The sequence below is a fragment of the Microbacterium sp. ISL-59 genome, assembly GCF_018613945.1.
Classification (GTDB): Bacteria; Actinomycetota; Actinomycetes; order Actinomycetales; family Microbacteriaceae; genus Microbacterium; species Microbacterium oxydans_B.
Genome location: NZ_JAGGPG010000002.1, coordinates 197225 through 215367 on the forward strand (window position 1 = coordinate 197225; position 18143 = coordinate 215367).

The following is an 18143-nucleotide window of genomic DNA, read 5'->3' on the forward strand; positions in this document are numbered from 1 at the left end:
GTGGTTACAGCACCAACGCGCCGGTTCCCCGCGCCCACCGGCCCCGTCGCTAACGCCGGACGCTCACCGGCCGACAGTCACCTCCGACAGCCCAGGACGGGCCGTCGGGTCCGCGCTCCCCGGAACGCGGACGGATCTTTCCAGGATGGAGCCCATGATCGTCCTCACGCGCCTGAACCGTTCCCGGTTCGCGGTGAATCCCGACCTGATCGAACGTGTCCAGGCAACGCCGGACACGACGCTCATCATGGTCGACGGTGCGACGTTCGTCGTCACCGAGACGATGGACGATGTGATCGCGCAGATCACCCGCTTCCGCGCCGGAGTGCTCGCCGCGGCCGCCGCGATGATCACGGCGGCCGACGACGCCCCCGCAGCTCCCACCGACCCCGAGGCGGGTCGCTGATGGATCCGTCCCTCATCCTCGGGCTGGTCCTCGCGTTCGGCGCCCTGATCGCCATGATCAACCTCGAAGGCGCGACCATCGGCTCGCTGCTGATCCCCGCCCCGATGGTGCTGGTCTTCGGAGCCACGATCGCCGTCGGCATAGCGAGCGGCACCGTGCGCGATGCGCTGCATGCGGTCAAGTCGCTCCCCCGCGCCTTCCGCGGCGAGCGCCGCACCGCGTCGAGCATGATCGACACGGTGGTCGGCTACGCCGAGAAGGCGCGCGCCGAAGGGCTCCTCGCCCTCGAGCAGGGGCTGGAGGACGAGAAGGACCCGTTCCTGCGCCAGGCACTGCAGAGCATCGCCGACGGCACGGACGCCGAAGACCTGCGAACCCTGCTGGAGGATGAGCTCACCTCGACCGCTGCCCGTAACCGCACCGCCTCGCGCTTCTACATGACCCTCGGCGGCTTCGCCCCGACCGTCGGCATCATCGGCACGGTCGTCTCTCTCACGCATGTGCTGGAGAAGCTCGACAAGCCGGACACCCTCGGTCCCATGATCGCGACGGCCTTCGTGGCGACGCTGTGGGGTCTCCTGTCGGCCAACTTCATCTGGCTGCCCATCGGCGGACGCCTCCAGCGTCTCGGCGAGCTCGAGCTCGAACGCATGACCGTGCTCATGGAGGGCATGCTCGCGATCCAGGCCGGCGCCCCGCCGCAGTTCGTCGGAGAGCGCCTGCGCGCCCTCGTGTCCGAGCGCCCCTCCGCCCGCTCGGGCCGTCGCACCCGCACTCGCGCCGCGGAGGAGACGGAGACGGAGCCCGCGTCGTGAGCGTGCGCGCCCGACGCCGAGTACCGCAGGAGGAGCACAGCGGTCCGGACGAGCGGTGGATGGCGTCCTACATGGACATGGTGACCGTGCTGATGTGCATGTTCATCGTGCTGTTCGCGATGTCGACCGTCGACCAGGAGAAGTTCGAGGCTCTCAGCGCGTCACTCGCGACCGGCTTCGGCCAGGAGCCCTCGGAAGACGTGGATGCCGTCACGGGGGTCGTGGTGCCGCCGGGGCTGGTCGACGAGAAGGGCGAGGACTTCGCCGACATCGAGCTGGCCGCGGCGCAGACCGAGTTCGACGAGCTCTCCGCGCTCCGCGAGCGGCTGCGCACGGTGCTCGCCGACAACGGCCTCGAGGCCGACGTCACCTTCACGATCGACGAGCGCGGCCTCACGATCGGACTCGTCAGTGCCGAGACGTTCTTCACCACGAACAGCACCACCCTCAGCTCGAAGGCCGTGCTGGTGCTCGATGCGCTCGGCTCCGTCCTCGTGACCGCCCCGAACGAGATCTCGGTCGAAGGCCACGCCGACGTCCGCGGATCGGTCGCCCCGTTCCCCACGAACTGGGAGCTCTCGGCCGGTCGATCCACCCAGGTGCTGCGGCACCTCGTCGAGGCGTCCGGGCTCCCGCCGGCGCATCTGAAGTCGGTCGGGTTCGGCGACACCCGACCTGTCGCGGCCGGTTCTTCCCCCGCGGCGCTGGCACAGAACCGGCGCGTCGACATCGTCGTCCTCTCCGATGCGAAGGAGGAGGTGCGAGCACTCATCCCCGAAGCACAGGCTGCGCAGCCGGCCTCCTGACCGTTCCCGCCTAACGCACGTCGATCACCACCCGATAGTCGGGTTCGTGGTGATCGAGGACAGCGTGCGCTCCGACGTGCGCACAGCGACGGCGACGAAGACCGCCGAAGTCGAGGTGTACGACTTCGGCCGTTCGGCGACCCTTTCGCGCGAGCACACCCGCGCCCTCGAGCTGGCCTTCGAGACGTTCTCCCGGCAGTGGTCGGCGCAGCTCTCGGCCAAGATCCACGTGCGCGCCACCATCGCCGTCGAGCATGTCGGCATGCTGACCTACGGCGAGTACGCCGCCTCACTGCCGACCACGACGACCCTGATCGTGTGCGCGCTGCCCGACTCCGACGAGCGACTCATCGTGCAGCTGCCGACCTCCGCCGCCACCACGTGGATCGTGCAGATGGTGGGAGGACGAGCGTCCGCGACCTCGGAGGACCGCACGTTCACCCCGATCGAGCAGGCGCTGATCCGCTCGCTCATCGTCGACGCGCTCGACCACCTGACCGGCTCGCTGGACGGGCTGCTCCCCGCCGGTGTCACCGTGAGCGGCATCCAGTACAGCTCGCAGTTCGCCCAGGTCGCCGCATCGGGCGAACCGGTCATCGTCGCCCGCTTCTCGATGCGCCTCGCGGGTCGGGCGGTGCCGGTGAGCGTCATGCTGCCGGCGTCGGTGCTCGCCGGCTTCACCGTGCGCACCTCGGATGCCGACCGCGCCGCAGCGCCCGGCCTGGTCCGACGCCAGGTCGAGGTCTCCCCCATCGAGCTCTCCCTGCGGCTGGCCCCGCGCGCCGTGCTCCCCCGCGAGGTGCTCGACCTCGCCGTCGGCGACATCGTCTCCTTCCCGCATTCCGCCGACCGCCCGATGCTGCTCGCCGTGGGCGATCAGACGGTCGCCACCGCCGCCGTGGGCAGCGCCGGCGCCCGTCTCGCGTGCGTCGTCGCCACCACCGTCCCCGATCCCGTCTTCGCCGAGGAGCCCGCGTGACCAGCACCACCACCTACGAGTCGGCCGTCGCCGCCGCCTTCGCCGCGTCGTTGCCGACCGCCGCTCCCGTCACCGCCCGCGCCTCGCAGGTGTCCGGGGATACCGGCGACGCCGTGATCGTGCAGTTCGTCGGCGAGGCGAGCGCGCAGCTCGCCGTGCAGCTCTTCGACGCCGAGACCCTGGTCGACGGGCTCTCCGGAGCACCCCTCGCCGATCGGCTGCGCGACGCGCTGGAAGCCTCGACGACTGCGCTCGGAGCCGGCGCGCTCGGGGATGCCGTGATCGGCGATGCCTCTCCGCTCTTCTCGAACCCCACCGCGCAGCTCTTCGACCTGCAGGACGACGCGGATCGCACGATCGGCCGCCTCGCCGTCGTCGTCACGCGCACCCCGGCAGCGGCATCGAGCTCGACCCGGCGTCTGCACCGCATCGCCAGCGTCGAGATGGAGCTCACGGTCGAGATCGGCCGCACCCGCATGTCGGTGCGCGATGTGCTCGACCTCGAACCCGGCCGCATCGTCGAGCTCGACCGCTCCGCCGGCGCCCCGGCCGACATCAAGCTCAACGGCCGCATCATCGCGCACGGCGAGGTGGTGGTGGTCGACCAGGACTACGCGGTGCGGATCACCCGCATCCTCGAGAACGTCGAGGCCTGACCCTGGACGACCTCCTGCTCGGCCTGCGGGTCGTGCTCTCGCTCGCCGCCGTGCTCGGGGTGCTGTGGTTCCTGCAGCGCCGCGTCGCACGCACGCAGGCGCGTCGGCGCGACGGCGAGGTCATCACGGTGCTCGGGCGGCAGGGCGTGGGTCCGAAGGCGCAGGTCGTCGTGGTCCAGACCGAGGACGCCCGTTACGTCCTCGGTGTCACCGAGCACGGCGTGAGCGTCGTCGACAAGCTGCCGGTCAGGGCCGCGGCGCCGTCCGATGAAGACACCCGCCCGGTGTGGTCGGCGGCGACGACGGAGGCGGCATCCGATGCCGAGGAGTTCGACCGCATCCTCGCCGCGACCGCACTGACCGAGACGACCGTGGCAGCGCCGGCCGACCGTGCCCCGCAGCGCCGGGTCCGTCACCGCAACGATCCGCTGCGCGGCTCTATCCTCTCCCCCGAAACCTGGCGGCAGACCGCCGAGGCCATCCGGCGCACGCGATGAGCGCGTCCCGTGGGGTCGTCGACGGCCGCGCGCTGCGACGGGTCGCACTGATCTTCGTCGCGGTCTTCGCACTGGTCGCCGTTCTCACGCTGCTCACCGGCACCGCGGCCCATGCCGAGGTCACCCCCGACGATCCGGGCGAGGGCGTCACGATCGACATCAACGGCGTCGACGGCGGCCCCTCGGGTTCGATCCTGACCCTGCTGGGCATCACGCTGCTCTCGGTCGCCCCGGCGCTCCTGCTGATGATGTCGTCGTTCACGAAGATCTTCGTCGTGCTGGCGATGACGAGGAACGCGCTGTCGCTGCCCACGATCCCCCCGAACCAGGTGCTGGCCGGACTCTCCCTCTTCCTGTCGCTGTTCATCATGTGGCCGGTGCTGACCGAGATCAACACGGTCGCCGTGCAGCCGTACATCGACGGCACGCTCACGTTCACGCAGGCGATCGACGTCGGCCAGCTGCCGCTGCAGGAGTGGATGCTGCGCTTCACGCGCGAAGAGGATCTGGCCCTGATGACGCGGATGGCGGGTCAGCCGAACCCCGAAGATCCCTCGAGCGTGCCGATGTACACGCTCATCCCGGCGTTCATGATCTCCGAGCTGCGTGCCGCCTTCATCATCGGCTTCGTCATCTTCGTCCCGTTCCTGGTCATCGACCTGGTCGTCGCCGCCGCACTGATGTCGATGGGCATGATGATGCTGCCGCCGGTCATGATCTCGCTGCCCTTCAAGATCCTGCTGTTCATCCTCGTCGACGGCTGGGGCCTCATCATCCGTGCCCTGCTGGAGAGTTACGGGGGTGTCGGATGAGCCCGGAAGCGGTCATCGACATCGGCACCCAGGGCCTGATCATCGCGGCGAAGCTGGCGGCCCCCATCCTCGTCACGGCCCTCGTGGTGGGCTTCGCGATCTCGCTGCTGCAGTCGATCACCCAGGTGCAGGAGGTGACGCTGTCTTTCGTGCCGAAGATCGTCGCCGTCGGCATCGCGCTGCTCATCGCCGGCAACTGGATGATCGCCGAGATGATCGCCTTCACGAACGAGATGTTCGCCCGCATCCCCACGCTGCTGAGCGGGTGACCGCGTGTTCATCCCGATCGACTTCGCGTGGCTCGAGGCGACCATGCTCGCCGCCGTGCGCATCACCGCGTTCATCATGATCGCCCCGCCGTTCTCCTACGGAGCCATCCCCGTGCGGGTCAAGGCGATGCTCGCCATCGGCCTCTCCCTCGCCGTGGGCACCGCGGTCGCTCCCGGCTACGAGAATCTCGACACCGGGCCGTTCCTCGGAGCCCTCGTGCTGCAGGTGCTCACCGGAGCCCTCCTCGGCTTCCTCGTGCTCCTGTGCTTCTCGGCGCTCCAGGCCGCCGGCAGCCTGATCGACGTGTTCGGCGGGTTCCAGCTGGCCCAGGCGTTCGACCCGCACTCGCTCGTGAACGGCGCCCAGTTCACCCGGCTCTTCCACATCACCGCGCTGACACTGCTGTTCGCCTCGGGCGGGTATCAGCTGATCCTCGCCGGTCTCGCCCGGAGCTTTGAGGCGGTGCCGGTCGACGGCATCTTCGAGGTGGCCGGGCCCGCCGAACTCCTCATCGACGGGGTGTCGCAGATGGTCCTCGCCGCCGTGCAGATCGCAGGTCCCCTGGTGCTGGTGCTGTTCCTCGCCGACGTCGGGCTCGGACTGATCACCCGGGTCGCGCCGGCGCTCAACGCGTTCGCGATGGGCTTCCCGGTGAAGATCCTGCTCACCCTGCTGCTGGCCGGTGCCGTGTACGCCGTGCTCCCCGGCATCGTCGACGCCCTTTCCGGGCAGGCGCTGAAGATGATGCAGGGGGTGCACGAGTGAGCGGCACCGACAGCGGCGAGCGCAGCGAGAAGGCCACCGACAAGCACCTCAACGAGGCCCGTAAGAAGGGGCGCCTCTCGCGCAGCCAGGACCTCACGGCGTGGCTCGGCATCGGGGCCGCGGCGATCGCCATGCCGGCAGCGATCGCCCTCGGCGCAGGCGCCGGGACCGAGCAGCTCCTCACCGTCACCTCCCTGGTGTTCAGCCCCACACCGGAGGCGGCACTCGGTGCGCTCGAGCGCGGCCTCGCCTCCGTGCTCCCGACCATCGCGGTGATGCTCGCCGCCGTCGCGATCGTCACTCTGATCGGCGCGGTCATCCAGGGCGGCGTGCATCTGAAACCGCTCACCGGGCGCTTCGAGCAGTTCAACGTCGTCAGCGGCATCCGTCGCGTGTTCGGTCTGCAGGCGCTGTGGGAGGGCGCCAAGGCGCTGCTGAAGACCGCCGCGATCGGCATCGCGCTCTGGGTGGTCATCGCGGGGCTGATGCCGGTGCTCACCGCCAGCGGCGCCCACTCGATCTCGCGCCTGCTCGGCACGGCTTCCGAGGGCACGGCCGCGCTGCTGCAGACCGCGATCGCCGTCGGGCTGGTCCTCGCCGCGATCGACATGTTCGTCGTGATGCGCCGCAACCGCAAGCACACGCGCATGACCAAGCGCGAGATCCGCGACGAGAGCAAGAACTCCGAGGGCGATCCGCTGATCCGTCAGCAGCGGCGCTCTCGACAGCTCGCCGCCAGCCGCAACCGCATGATCGCTGCGGTCGCCGGGTCGGATGTCGTCGTCGTCAACCCCACGCACATCGCGATCGCACTGCGGTACGAGCCCGGTCGCGCCGCCCCCAAGGTCGTCGCGAAGGGCAGCGGTGTGATCGCCGAGCGCATCCGCGACGAGGCCGTGCGCGCCGGTGTGCCGCTCGTGCGCGAGATCACGCTCGCCCGCGCCTTGCACGCCGCGTGCGAGCTCGGCCAGGAGATCCCCGAAGACCTGTACAACGCCGTCGCGCGCGTGCTGGTGTTCGTCGACGCCCTGCGTCGGCGCGGCGCCGCCCGCGGCATCCACACCCTTCCCTACCGGAGGACCGCATGAGACAGCTGTTCGTCAAGCTCATGGTGCCCATCGGGGTCGTCGGCATCATCATGCTGCTCGTCGTCCCGGTTCCGCCGTTCCTGCTCGACATCCTCATCATCCTGAACATCATGTTCGCGCTCGTGATCCTGCTCACGTCGATGTTCGTCAAGAAGCCGCTGGACTTCTCGGTGTTCCCCTCGCTGCTGCTGGTGGCGACGCTGTTCCGGCTCGGACTGAACGTCGCCTCGACACGGCTGGTGCTCGGCGAGGCGTATGCGGGTCAGGTGATCGAGGCGTTCGGCGCGATCGCCGTCGGCGGCTCCCTCATCATCGGCGCCGTGGTGTTCCTCATCCTCGTCGTCATCCAGTTCGTGGTCGTCACCAAGGGTGCGGAGCGCGTGGCCGAGGTCGGCGCCCGGTTCACCCTCGACGCCATGCCCGGCAAGCAGATGGCGATCGACGCCGACCTCAACGCCGGTCTCATCACGGATGCCGAGGCCCGCGAGCGCCGTGCGGAGGTCGCGGCGGAAGCCGACTTCTACGGGGCGATGGACGGTGCATCGAAGTTCGTGAAGGGCGATGCGATCGCCGGACTCGTCATCATCATCATCAACATCGTCGGCGGCATCGCGATCGGCCTCGTGCAGCACGGCATGTCGGTCGACGAGGCCGTGAGCACCTACAGCCTCCTCACGATCGGCGATGGGCTCGTCACGCAGATCCCGGCACTGCTGATGGCGGTCTCCACCGGCATGATCGTCACCCGCTCCACGGCGGAGGCCGAGATGGGGACGGCGGCGTCGGCACAACTCGGTCAGTCCCGCAACGCGCTCATCATCGCCGGATGCGCCGCGATCATCATGTCGCTGATCCCGCACATGCCGATGCTCCCGTTCGTCGCGATCGGCGCCCTCCTGCTGCTCGTCGCGCAGCGCATCAAGGCCAACCAGCAGCGGGAGGAGGCGATCGCGGCGCAGACACCGACGGCCGCCCCGACCGACCAGCCGGAGGAGCTGATCGAGAAGATGCGCGTGCATCCGCTCGAGATCCTGCTCTCCCCCGACATCGTCGATCTGGTCACGGGTGGTCCGGACGACCTCCTGGCCCGGGTGAAGGCGCTCCGTCGCCGGATCGCCCTCGACCTCGGCCTGATCACCCCGCCGGTGCGCACCCGCGACAGCATCGAACTCGCGCAGTCGACGTACGTGATCCGCATCGCCGGGGTCGAGACCGGGAGGGGTACGGCACCGATCGGCTCCGTGCTCGCGCTCGGGCAGGGCCTGGAGTCCCTTCCGGGCACGGCCACGCTCGACCCGGTGTTCGGACTGGAGGGCAAGTGGATCCCCCTGGAGATGCGGCACAGCGCCGAGTTCGCCGGGGCCACTGTGATCGACCGGGCCAGCGTCATCATCACGCACCTCTCCAGCGTGATCCACGCCCACGCCGCGCGTCTGCTGAGCCGGGAAGATGTCCGGCAGCTCACCGACGCCCTCAAGCAGGCCTCCCCCGCCGCGGTCGAGGAGCTCACGCCCGCCCTGCTGTCGCTCGCCGAGGTCCAGCGCGTGCTCCAGGGGCTCCTCGCCGAGCGGGTGCCGATCAACGACCTCAGCCGCATCTACGAGGCGCTCGCGCTGCGGGCCCGGACGTCGACCGACCCCGAGGGCCTGATCGAGGCCGCGCGCGCCGCACTCGGCCCCGCGATCGCCGCGCGCTTCGCCGACGCGGGCATCCTGCGCGTGGTGATGATCAACCCGCTCCTCGAGCAGGCCATGCTCGAGAGCCTGCGCCCCGGCGACGAGGGCACCCAGATCGTCTTCGACCCGCAGCGCATGGAGTCGGTCGTGGAGTCGGTGAAGCAGGCCGTCTCCTCAGTACGCGAGGGCGGCGAGCCGGTGCTGGTGTGCGCCCCCTCGCTGCGCCCCGCCGTGCGACGACTCGTGTCGGCGCAGACCGACGGCCTTCCCGTGCTCTCGTACACGGAGGCGACGGCCGCCGCGCTCACCATCGAGACGGTCGGTGTGGTCCGTGATGCCCCGGCCCCGTCGGTCGGTGCCGTCTCCGCGGCAGTAGGCTGATCGAATGCTGGTTTTGACGAGGCGGATCGGTGAGAGCGTGCGCATCGACGGCGACATCGAGATCACGCTGCTCGAGATCAAGGGCGACAGTGTGCGCATCGGCGTGAAGGCGCCGCGAGAGACGCGCATCCAGCGCACCGAGATCATCGAAGCCGTGGTCGCCGAGAACGTGTCGGCCGTCGCCGAGACCGGTGCCGATGCCGAGGACGCGATCGTCGCCGCCCTCGCCAGGGGCCGCGAGTCCCGCCCGCACTGACCCGCATACGGATCGTCGGCCGCCGTCGGCGACCTGAACCTGTCAGGCGACCGTCACGTCGGCCTCGGCCGCTCGCTTCCATTGATCGCCGCCGGCGTCTCGTGCCCGTGCCGCCGCCCGTCCTGCAGCGGCCACCAGCACGTCGTAGTCGTAGCCGCAGGTGTCGGCTGTCGCCCATCCGATACTGGCGGAGGCGCGGACGCCACCGACGGCCCGGTCACGATCGATGTCGGAGATCCGGCTCAGCACCGCCCGGACGTGGAACCTGACCGCTTCATCGCTCGCACGGATCACCACGACGGCACAGTCGTCGGCGATGCGCTCGGCATCGGCCAGGGGCGGAAGCGCCTCCTGGATATCGTCGTGGAAGCGCTCGACGATGCGTGCGAACTCCGAGCCGGACATCGCCTCGCGGAGGTCGGCAGGATCGTCCAGACGCACTTCGAGAATCGACCAGCCGTGGTCGTTCTGCGCTTCCGCCTTCCGGAGCCGCCGGCGGGCGCGCTGCGCGACGCCATCCACCTCGGCGGGTCGGGAATCCCCCGCCCGCACGAGCAGCACGAGTGTGAAGGCCGCGCAGGTCGACACGACGATGGTGCCGACGGCGTTCATGCCGCGCAGTGCATCCAGCTGCTCCGCGGAGCTCGCCGTGCCGATCGTGAGCGCACTGACCGTGCTGGCGACCGCCACGATCACGAAGCCGCAGGACGCCAGCGCGAGCGGGAGAACGATGTCGCGCGAGACCGGCTGCCGGCGCAGCAGCTCGTAGGCGACGAGCCCGGCGAAGACGCCGCTGCCGACGAAGACGAGGTTGAAAGCGGGCAGATACCAGGGCGAGTCCGAGGTCGCGACGAGCAGCACGGGAGCGACGACCACGAACACCAGCACGATCCACCGGGGAGCGGGTCGTCCGAGATGCATCCGCAGGCCGATCCAGATCAGCGGTTCGAAGCAGAGCAGCAGCGCCGACGCCGCGCTTCGAAGGGGCTGGAAGTCGTTCTGGTGCCCCGCGAGCCAGAGATACGCGCCGAGCATGCCGAGCCCGAACGCGGCTCCCCAGATCACCGTGGCACGCGAAGGGCGGGCGAGTGTGGCGAGGCCGAGCACCAGCACGGTCAGGACGGTGACGACCGCCACCATGCTCGTGGTGATGTCGACGTTCACGGGCACGAGAGGCGTCATGCCTGTACCTCTTTCTTACGACGGCGGGGAAAACGGAGTGTGACGGTGGTGCCCTGCCCCACGTCGCTCGTGACCTCGATGCTGCCCTCATGGGCGACCACGATCTCGCGGGCGATCCCCATGCCGAGACCGGTGCCGGCGATGCCGCCGCGGATGGCGGCGTCTGATCGGAAGTACGGCTCGAACAGCCGGGGCAGCTCATCCGGGGCGATGCCCATGCCGGTGTCGGAGAGGACGAGCTCGGCCTGCGCGCCCATCGCGCGCAGCCGGGCCGTGATGCGCCCACCCGAGGGCGTGTACTTGACAGCGTTGCTGAGCAGATTGTCGAGCACCTGACGCAGCCGGAAGGCATCCCCGTGGATGACGAGGGTGTCCACGCCGACGATTTCCAGCATCTGGCGATTCACGGCGATCAGCGGCGCCGCGGATGCGGCGGCGGCGTCGAAGATCTGACGAAGGTCCACGGGCTCGAACGGGTCCTCGGTCGGTGGCACGGTCTGGTCCAGCATGGTCGTCACGAGCTCCTGCATCCGTTCTCCCGCATTCGCGATGACCTCGAGCTGCGCGGGGACCCGGCCCGGCAGATCCTCGCGCTCGCGCAGCAGGTCGACGTGGCCGACGATCGCGGTGAGGGGATTGCGCAGCTCGTGGGAGACGATCGCGGTGAGTGCACGTCGCTCCTCTGCCGCCTCGAGGAGCATCGTGACGTCGTCGATGACGACGAGCGTGATCTGGTCGCGTGCGTTCGCACTGGCCACCGTCTGCGTCGTCACCTCAAGCGCGCGCCACTTGCCGGTGCCGTCGAAGAGCCAGACGCGCTCGTCCTGGAGATTCTCGCCCGCGGCCGCCCTGGCGAGGGTCGTGCGTTCCGGCGGCACGGTCGCACCGCGCCGTCCGTCGTACTCCACGGCCGCCGTGGGCAGTGCGGCTCCGAAGCGATCCCGCCCGTACAGCACCCGGTAGGCGTCGTTCATCTGCAGGATGCGTCCCTCCGCCGTCACCACGACGAGGGCCACCCCGAGCGCATCGATGATCTGCGTCACCCGATGCTGATTGGTCTCGGCACGCTCCGCGGCGCGGTTGATCTGCTCGGAGCGACGCTGGAGGAGCCGCCGGGAGGCGCGTGCCCGCTGCGCCCCGATGCGGACCGTCACCCCGAGGAAGCCCAGCGTGATGATCGCGGTGAGCACGCGCAGCAGAACGTCGGCCGGCGTGCCGGTGCGATCGGAGAACACCACCAGACAGAGGCCGATGAAGGCGATGCCTCCCACCACCCACGGCATCGTGAAGTACGACGCCAGCCACACCACGGGGAACACCCAGAGGAAGCCGAGCCGAAGGTCGGGAGCGTTGGTGGTCAACCCCACCGCGAGCGCGTCGAGGAACGGCACGACGGTCACCGCGTTCGGGGGGAGGCGGTGCCACGGGACGAGCAGCGTGGCGATGGTCGTGACGACGATCAGCGTGATCCCCGCGAGGAAGAAGGGTATGCCGAGAGTCTGCGGCTTGAAGGCGGCGACCATCACGACGATCGCCACCATGCTGCCGGTGAAGACCAATTGCCAGCGCCAGATCGACACAGTACGGATCATCGACGCTCGCCCTCCCCCAAGAACCTCAGCTTTACCGCAAGATTACTCAAAGATCGCGGGAGCCGGCTCTTCAGGCGTCCCCGCAGCCCTAGCATTCTGAGTGGAGGCCGACACTGCGACTGGGGAACAACGCAGACGCTGGGGCCACGCGAATGGGGATTCGCAGGCACCGGGGCCGCGGCTGGGGAGCCGCGGCCCCGCCCCAGTCAGGTCGCCGTGTCATCGGCGCGAGCGAGGCGATAGCCCACACCGCGGACTGTTTCGATGTAGCGGGGTCGCGCAGAGCTGTCACCGAGTTTGCGACGCAGGTTCGCGATGTGCGTCTCGATCGCGCGCTTGTCGGGCTCGCTCACGTAGTCGTTCGAGCCGTCGGGTGCGCCACGCAGTCCGCGGGCGAGGTCCGCCTTGCTGCGCACCCGCTGCTTCGCACCGAGGATGTCGGCGAGCAGGTCGAACTCGGTGGGGGTGAGGTCGATCCGCTTCTGCCCGATCAGCACGAGCCGCGTGTCGAGGTCGACGCTGAGGTCGCGGTGCACCAGGCCTCGCCAGGTCAGCACGGTGGCGCCTTCCGCCGACGGCTCGTGAACGACGGTCGGGGTCGGCTCCGGGCGCGTGTCGGCGACCCGGGGGCGCCGGAGGAGCGCCTGGATGCGCGCGCGCAGTTCGCGCGGCCGAAACGGCTTCACGAGGTACTCGTCCGCGCCGGAGGTGAGTCCGAGGACCACGTCCGACTCGTCAGAGAGCGCCGACAGCATGATGATGAACGTGTCGCTCACCCGACGGATGCGTCGAGCGACCTCGAACCCGTCGATGCCGGGGAGGTTGATGTCGAGGGTCGTGATCACCGGCTGGTGCTGCTCGATCGCGGCGATGCCTTCCGGCCCGGACCCGGCGAGGTGGGTCTCGAACCCGGCGGCGAGGAACACCTCGTCGAGGAGCGAGCGCACACCGGGGTCATCTTCGATGATGACGGCGACGAGCACGGATCGTGCAGCCGCCGTCACGTGATGGCCTCGCGCACGATCGTGACGATGCGCGGAGCGTCGGCGTCGAGTTCCGAGGGGTCGAGCTCTGCGGGGTCGAGGTCCGAGGCGCCGACCGGCCGTTCGAGCTCGATGTCCCACCACGAATCGGCGAGCTCTTCGGCCATGCCGCGGCCCCACTCGATCACGACCACCGAATGCTCCAGGTCCAGGTCGAGGTCGTCGAGCTCCGCAGCGGAGCCGAGGCGGTAGGCATCGACGTGCACGAGCGGAGCCCGGCCGGTGAGGGACGGATGGGTGCGTGCGATCACGAAGGTCGGACTCTGCACGGGCCCGCGCACGCCGAGCCCCTCGGCGAGGCCGCGGGTGAAGGTGGTCTTCCCGGCGCCGAGAGGGCCGGTGAGGATGAGCAGTTCGCCCGCCTCCAGCTGCTCACCGATGCGGAGGCCCAGCTGTTCCATCGCCTCGGTCGTCGCGATCTCCCGTCGGCCGAGGAAGGCCGGGTCGACGCTCACGAGGCCCGCCGGGGGACGCGGGGACCGATGCGCGTGACGATCTCGTAGTTGATGGTGTCGGCGGCAGCGGCCCAGTCGGCGGCCGAGGGAACGCCGAGGGTGGGGTCGCCGAAGAGCACGACCTCGTCGCCGATCGAGACCGGGGTGTCGCCGACGTCGACGACGAACTGATCCATCGCGATCCGCCCGACGTTCACGAAGCGGCGTCCGGCGATGGAGACGGGGAGCTTCCCCGACGCGTTGCGCGGCACACCGTCGGCGTATCCGAGCGGGACGAGGACCAGCGTCGTGTCGCGGTCGGTGCGGTGGTCGTAGCCGTACGAGACGCCCGTACCCGCCGGCACTCTGCGCACGGCGGCGATCGCACCGCGGAGGGTCATCGCGGGCCGCAGTCCGAGTTCGGCGGAGCTGCGGTCGTCGAAGGGAGACAGGCCGAACAGGCCGACGCCGATGCGCACGGCGTCGAGTCGCATCTCGGGCAGGTCGATGGCGGCGGCGGTGGCGGCGATGTGGCGGATCTCCGGATGGATGCCGAAGGATGCGGCCGCGGCGACCCCCTCTTCGAACTTCGCGAGCGCGGCCCTGTCGTCGTCCACCGACGTGTTCGAGAGGTGGCTGAACAGCCCGACGATGCGCAGCCGTCCGATGCGTTCGAGTCGCGCGGCCTCGGCGAGCACACGCCCCCAGTCGGCCGGGGCGATGCCGTTGCGCGACAGCCCGGTCTCGAACTTCAGGTGCACGCCCACCGGGCGGTCGACCGTGGCCGCGGCGGCAGCCGCCTCGAGCTGGTCGAACGAGGAGATGCCGATCTCGATGTCCTGCGCGGCCGCGTGCTCGAACCTCTCCCCCGGTGCGTGCAGCCACGCCATGAGGGGCGCGTGCACGCCCTGCCTGCGCAGTTCGAGCGCCTCGGGGATCTCGGCGACGCCGAGGCGCGTGGCTCCGGCGGAGAGCGCGGCCACCGCGGTGGCCGCGGCGCCGTGCCCGTAGGCGTTGGCCTTGATGACGGCGATGACCTCGACGCCCGTGAGTCGGCGGAAGTGCCGCACGTTGTCGGCGATGGCGTCGAGATCGATGGTCGCCTCGCGGAAGGGGACGGTCACAGCGGGGCTCCTTCGGCGACGACGAACGCCGCGGCGAGACCGGCGTCGTGGGTGAGGGTCAGATGCAGTGTGCGGATACCCCGCTCCTCGACGACCGCGGCGGTCGAGCCGGTGAGCACGAAGTGCGGACGCCCCGACGGTTCGGAGGCGATCTCGATCTCGGTCCAGTGCACGCCGTCGGAACCGCCCAGTGCTTTGATGAGCGCCTCTTTTGCGGCATATCTCGCCGCGAGCGAGGGCAGGCGCAGCGTGCGCTCGGAGGGGGCGAAGAGCCGCTCCCTGAGGCGCGGCGTGCGGGCCATCGTCCGCTCGAATCGCGGGATGTCCACGAGGTCGATGCCGGTGCCGATGATCACCTGTTCAGCCTAGCGATCCTGCATCCCGGTGGAATCGTGCGAATGGCCTCGCTTCCGTGGAAACAAGGCCATTCGCGCGATTCGAAGACGGGCTTACTCGACCGTGACCGACTTCGCGAGGTTGCGGGGCTGGTCGACGTCGAGTCCCTTGGCGGTGGCGAGCGCCATCGCGAAGATCTGCAGCGGGACGACGGCGAGCAGCGGCTCGAACATCGCACCGGCCAGCGGGATGTGGATGACCTCGTCGGCGAACGGCAGCACGGCCGCGTCGCCCTCTTCGGCGATCACGATCACCCGGGCGCCGCGGGCGCGGATCTCCTGGATGTTCGAGACGACCTTCGAGTGCACGAGCGCGGAGTGACGCGGCGACGGCACCAGCACGAACACCGGCTGTCCCGGCTCGATGAGCGCGATCGGCCCGTGCTTGAGCTCGCCGGCGGCGAAGCCCTCGGCGTGGATGTACGAGATCTCCTTGAGCTTGAGCGCGCCCTCGAGCGCGATCGGGTAGCCCACGTGGCGACCGAGGAACAGCACCGAGCGGGTGTCGGCCATCCAGCCGGCCAGCTGGGTGACGTGCTCCTGCTCGCTCTCGAGGACCTTCGCGATCTTCTCCGGGAGAGCGGCGAGCTCGGCGACGTCGGTCGACGCGTCGGCGATCGCTCCGCGTACGCGGCCCATGTGCAGGCCGAGCAGCAGCAGTGCGGTGATCTGTGCCGAGAACGCCTTGGTCGACGCGACGGCGACCTCGGGGCCGGCGTGGGTGTAGACGACGGCATCCGACTCGCGCGGGATCGTGGCGCCCTGCGTGTTGCAGACCGACAGCGTGCGTGCGCCGCGCTCGCGGGCGTACTTCACGGCCATCAGCGTGTCCATGGTCTCGCCGGACTGGCTGATCGAGACGACGAGGGTGTCGGCGCCGATCACCGGGTCGCGGTAGCGGAACTCGTGCGCGAGCTCGACGTCGACCGCGACGCGCGCCCACTGCTCGATCGCGTACTTGCCGACGAGCGCCGCATAGGACGCGGTGCCGCAGGCGGTGATGATGATGCGGTTGATGCCGATGAAGAGCTCGTCGAGTCCGTCGAGCTCGGGGATGACGACCTGGCCGTCCTGGATGCGACCGCGGATCGTGTTCGCGACGGCCTCGGGCTGCTCGGAGACCTCTTTGGCCATGAAGCTCGACCATCCGCCCTTCTCGGCGGCGGCGGCGTCCCACGACACGTCGAACGGCTCGGCCTCGACGGGCGTTCCGGCGAAGTCGGTGACCGTGACGGCCTCCGGCGTGATCGAGACGATCTGGTCCTGTCCGATCGACAGCGCCTTGCGGGTGTATTCGATGAAGGCGGCGACGTCGGAGCCGAGGAAGTTCTCGCCCTCGCCGAGTCCGATCACCAGGGGCGAGTTGCGGCGAGCGCCGACCACGAGACCGGGGTGGTCCTGGTGCATAGCCAGCAGGGTGAATGCGCCCTCGAGGCGGTTCACGATGCTGCGGAAGGCCAGCTGCAGGTCGCCACCGTTGCCGGCGTACTCCCGCCCGAGCAGGGCGGCTGCGACCTCGGTGTCGGTCTCGCTGCGGAACACCACGCCATCGGCGAGCAGTTCCTCACGCAGGGCCGAGAAGTTCTCGATGATGCCGTTGTGGATCACCGCGAGCTTGTCGTCGTCGGCCAGGTGCGGGTGCGCGTTGACGTCGGTCGGTCCGCCGTGCGTCGCCCAGCGGGTGTGACCGATGCCGGTCGACCCGTCTGGCAGCGGCGCGTCGGCGAGCGAGTCGCGCAGCATGGCGAGCTTGCCCGCCTTCTTGCGCATGCCGAGCGAGCCTTCGCCGTCGATCACGGCGACGCCCGCGGAGTCATAGCCGCGGTACTCGAGGCGGGCAAGACCGGCGAGAAGGATGTCCTGGCTGGGGCGCGGGCCCACGTATCCGACGATTCCACACATGCGATCAAGAGTAAGGCGGGTTTTTTGCGAGTCGTCCGTACATTCTCTCGCCCCGAACGGCGCTCAGAGTTTGCGCAGCAGCACGGTCTCCACGTCGTGATCCGCGCCCTTGCGCAGGACCAGTCGCGCACGGTGCCGCGTCGGCATCACGTTCTCGACGAGGTTGGGCATGTTGATCTCATTCCAGTATCCGAGCGCAGTGGTGATCGCCTCCTCGTCCGTGAGGTGTGCGAACACGTTGAAGTAGGACGACGGGTTGGCGAACGCGGCCTGGCGGAGGGCGAGGAAGCGGTCGACGTACCACTTCTCGATGTGCGAGGTGTCGGCGTCGACGAAGATCGAGAAGTCGAAGAGGTCGCTCACGGCGACGTCGTTCGGCGCGGGCGGCGGCTGCAAGACGTTGAGGCCCTCGACGATGACCACGTCGGGACGACGCACGACGACGTTGGCGTCCGGCACGATGTCGTACCGCATGTGCGAATAGAAGGGAGCGCGCACCTCGGTGGCGCCGCTCTTCACGTTCGTGAGGAACTCGATCAGCGCGCGGCGGTCGTACGACTCCGGGAAGCCCTTGCGGTCCATGATCCCGCGGCGCTCGAGTTCGGCGTTCGGGTAGAGGAAGCCGTCGGTGGTCACCAGCTCGACGCGCGGAGTGCCGGGCCAACGGCTCATGAGCTCGCGCAGCAGGCGCGCGATGGTCGACTTGCCGACCGCGACCGATCCGGCGACGCCGACGACGAACGGGGTGGTGGTGTCGTCCTCCTGGAGGAACGACGACGTGGCCGCCCCCAGACGCTTGGTGGCGGTCGCGTAGAGGCTGAGCAGGCGACTCAGCGGCAGGTAGACCTCGCGCACCTCGGTGAGGGAGAGCCGGTCGCCGATGCCGCGCAGCTCCACGACCTCGGTCTCGGTGAGGGGCTGCTCGAGTCCGGCGGCGAGCCGGGCCCATTCCGCGCGGCCGATCTCCCGATAGGGCGAAAGCGGCAGCGTGGGGTCGACGGTGGTCACGGAGTACATCGTATCCGCGTGCTCGCACGCGGGATGCGCCGGACGCCCCTTCCCCC

20 protein-coding genes are annotated in these 18143 nt (G+C 69.6%); 12 read left to right on the top strand and 8 right to left on the bottom strand.

Features of this window, described 5'->3' with window-relative positions; all coding sequences use genetic code 11:
- Positions 1–154 precede the first annotated feature (154 nt).
- Genes J7E45_RS05100 through csrA form a run of 12 tightly spaced genes read left to right on the top strand, consistent with a single transcriptional unit; the run spans position 155 to position 9407 of the window.
- The gene (locus tag J7E45_RS05100) at positions 155–406 is read left to right on the top strand and encodes a flagellar FlbD family protein (protein ID WP_215067614.1); all 252 of its coding nucleotides are present in this window, start codon (positions 155–157) and stop codon (positions 404–406) included.
- Positions 406–1221, top strand: a complete 816-nt coding sequence (locus tag J7E45_RS05105) for a motility protein A (RefSeq protein ID WP_029261095.1) — start codon at positions 406–408, stop codon at positions 1219–1221. The genes J7E45_RS05100 and J7E45_RS05105 overlap by 1 nt, the downstream gene beginning before the upstream one ends.
- Entirely contained in the window at positions 1218–2027 is an 810-nt protein-coding gene (locus J7E45_RS05110; RefSeq protein ID WP_215067616.1) for a flagellar motor protein MotB, read from the top strand. Before J7E45_RS05105 ends, J7E45_RS05110 begins: the two co-directional genes overlap by 4 nt.
- A 46-nt stretch (positions 2028–2073) precedes the next feature.
- On the top strand, positions 2074–3006 hold the full coding sequence (locus J7E45_RS05115; RefSeq protein ID WP_091035041.1) for a flagellar motor switch protein FliM: 933 nt from the start codon (positions 2074–2076) through the stop codon (positions 3004–3006).
- On the top strand, positions 3003–3662 hold the full coding sequence (gene fliN / locus J7E45_RS05120) for a flagellar motor switch protein FliN (RefSeq protein WP_215067618.1): 660 nt from the start codon (positions 3003–3005) through the stop codon (positions 3660–3662). The genes J7E45_RS05115 and fliN overlap by 4 nt, the downstream gene beginning before the upstream one ends.
- A gap of 32 nt (positions 3663–3694) precedes the next feature.
- A complete protein-coding gene (locus J7E45_RS05125; protein WP_308162058.1) occupies positions 3695–4159 on the top strand; it encodes a flagellar biosynthetic protein FliO in 465 nt (154 codons plus the stop codon).
- A complete protein-coding gene (fliP, locus tag J7E45_RS05130) occupies positions 4156–4971 on the top strand; it encodes a flagellar type III secretion system pore protein FliP (RefSeq protein WP_091035046.1) in 816 nt (271 codons plus the stop codon). The genes J7E45_RS05125 and fliP overlap by 4 nt, the downstream gene beginning before the upstream one ends.
- Positions 4968–5240 (top strand): flagellar biosynthesis protein FliQ, encoded by a 273-nt coding sequence (fliQ, locus tag J7E45_RS05135; protein WP_091035049.1) that lies wholly within the window; start codon positions 4968–4970, stop codon positions 5238–5240. Before fliP ends, fliQ begins: the two co-directional genes overlap by 4 nt.
- Positions 5241–5244: 4 nt before the next feature.
- A complete protein-coding gene (locus tag J7E45_RS05140; protein WP_167634820.1) occupies positions 5245–6006 on the top strand; it encodes a flagellar biosynthetic protein FliR in 762 nt (253 codons plus the stop codon).
- A complete protein-coding gene (locus J7E45_RS05145; RefSeq protein ID WP_215067620.1) occupies positions 6003–7094 on the top strand; it encodes a flagellar biosynthesis protein FlhB in 1092 nt (363 codons plus the stop codon). The genes J7E45_RS05140 and J7E45_RS05145 overlap by 4 nt, the downstream gene beginning before the upstream one ends.
- Positions 7091–9151 (top strand): flagellar biosynthesis protein FlhA, encoded by a 2061-nt coding sequence (locus J7E45_RS05150; RefSeq protein WP_215067622.1) that lies wholly within the window; start codon positions 7091–7093, stop codon positions 9149–9151. Before J7E45_RS05145 ends, J7E45_RS05150 begins: the two co-directional genes overlap by 4 nt.
- Before the next feature lie 4 nt (positions 9152–9155).
- Complete coding sequence (gene csrA / locus J7E45_RS05155) at positions 9156–9407, top strand: carbon storage regulator CsrA (RefSeq protein ID WP_091035061.1); 252 nt, start codon at positions 9156–9158, stop codon at positions 9405–9407.
- 42 nt (positions 9408–9449) lie between these two features.
- On the opposite strand, the gene J7E45_RS05160 is transcribed toward csrA, so the two are convergent.
- From J7E45_RS05160 to coaA, 8 genes are all read right to left on the bottom strand, one after another.
- A complete protein-coding gene (locus J7E45_RS05160; protein ID WP_215067624.1) occupies positions 9450–10589 on the bottom strand; it encodes a hypothetical protein in 1140 nt (379 codons plus the stop codon).
- Positions 10586–12181, bottom strand: coding sequence for a cell wall metabolism sensor histidine kinase WalK (locus tag J7E45_RS05165; protein WP_215067626.1), 1596 nt, complete (start codon positions 12179–12181; stop codon positions 10586–10588). Before J7E45_RS05165 ends, J7E45_RS05160 begins: the two co-directional genes overlap by 4 nt.
- Positions 12182–12387: 206 nt before the next feature.
- Entirely contained in the window at positions 12388–13185 is a 798-nt protein-coding gene (locus tag J7E45_RS05170; RefSeq protein ID WP_215067628.1) for a response regulator transcription factor, read from the bottom strand.
- The gene (gene tsaE, locus J7E45_RS05175) at positions 13182–13679 is read right to left on the bottom strand and encodes a tRNA (adenosine(37)-N6)-threonylcarbamoyltransferase complex ATPase subunit type 1 TsaE (protein WP_308162059.1); all 498 of its coding nucleotides are present in this window, start codon (positions 13677–13679) and stop codon (positions 13182–13184) included. The genes J7E45_RS05170 and tsaE overlap by 4 nt, the downstream gene beginning before the upstream one ends.
- Positions 13676–14782, bottom strand: coding sequence for an alanine racemase (gene alr, locus J7E45_RS05180; protein ID WP_215067630.1), 1107 nt, complete (start codon positions 14780–14782; stop codon positions 13676–13678). Before alr ends, tsaE begins: the two co-directional genes overlap by 4 nt.
- Positions 14779–15138 (bottom strand): holo-ACP synthase, encoded by a 360-nt coding sequence (locus J7E45_RS05185; RefSeq protein ID WP_091035074.1) that lies wholly within the window; start codon positions 15136–15138, stop codon positions 14779–14781. The genes alr and J7E45_RS05185 overlap by 4 nt, the downstream gene beginning before the upstream one ends.
- Positions 15139–15231: 93 nt before the next feature.
- On the bottom strand, positions 15232–17079 hold the full coding sequence (gene glmS / locus J7E45_RS05190) for a glutamine--fructose-6-phosphate transaminase (isomerizing) (protein WP_091035077.1): 1848 nt from the start codon (positions 17077–17079) through the stop codon (positions 15232–15234).
- A 63-nt stretch (positions 17080–17142) separates the two neighbouring features.
- Positions 17143–18096, bottom strand: coding sequence for a type I pantothenate kinase (gene coaA / locus J7E45_RS05195; protein ID WP_091035079.1), 954 nt, complete (start codon positions 18094–18096; stop codon positions 17143–17145).
- Between the last annotated feature and the right edge of the window lie 47 nt (positions 18097–18143).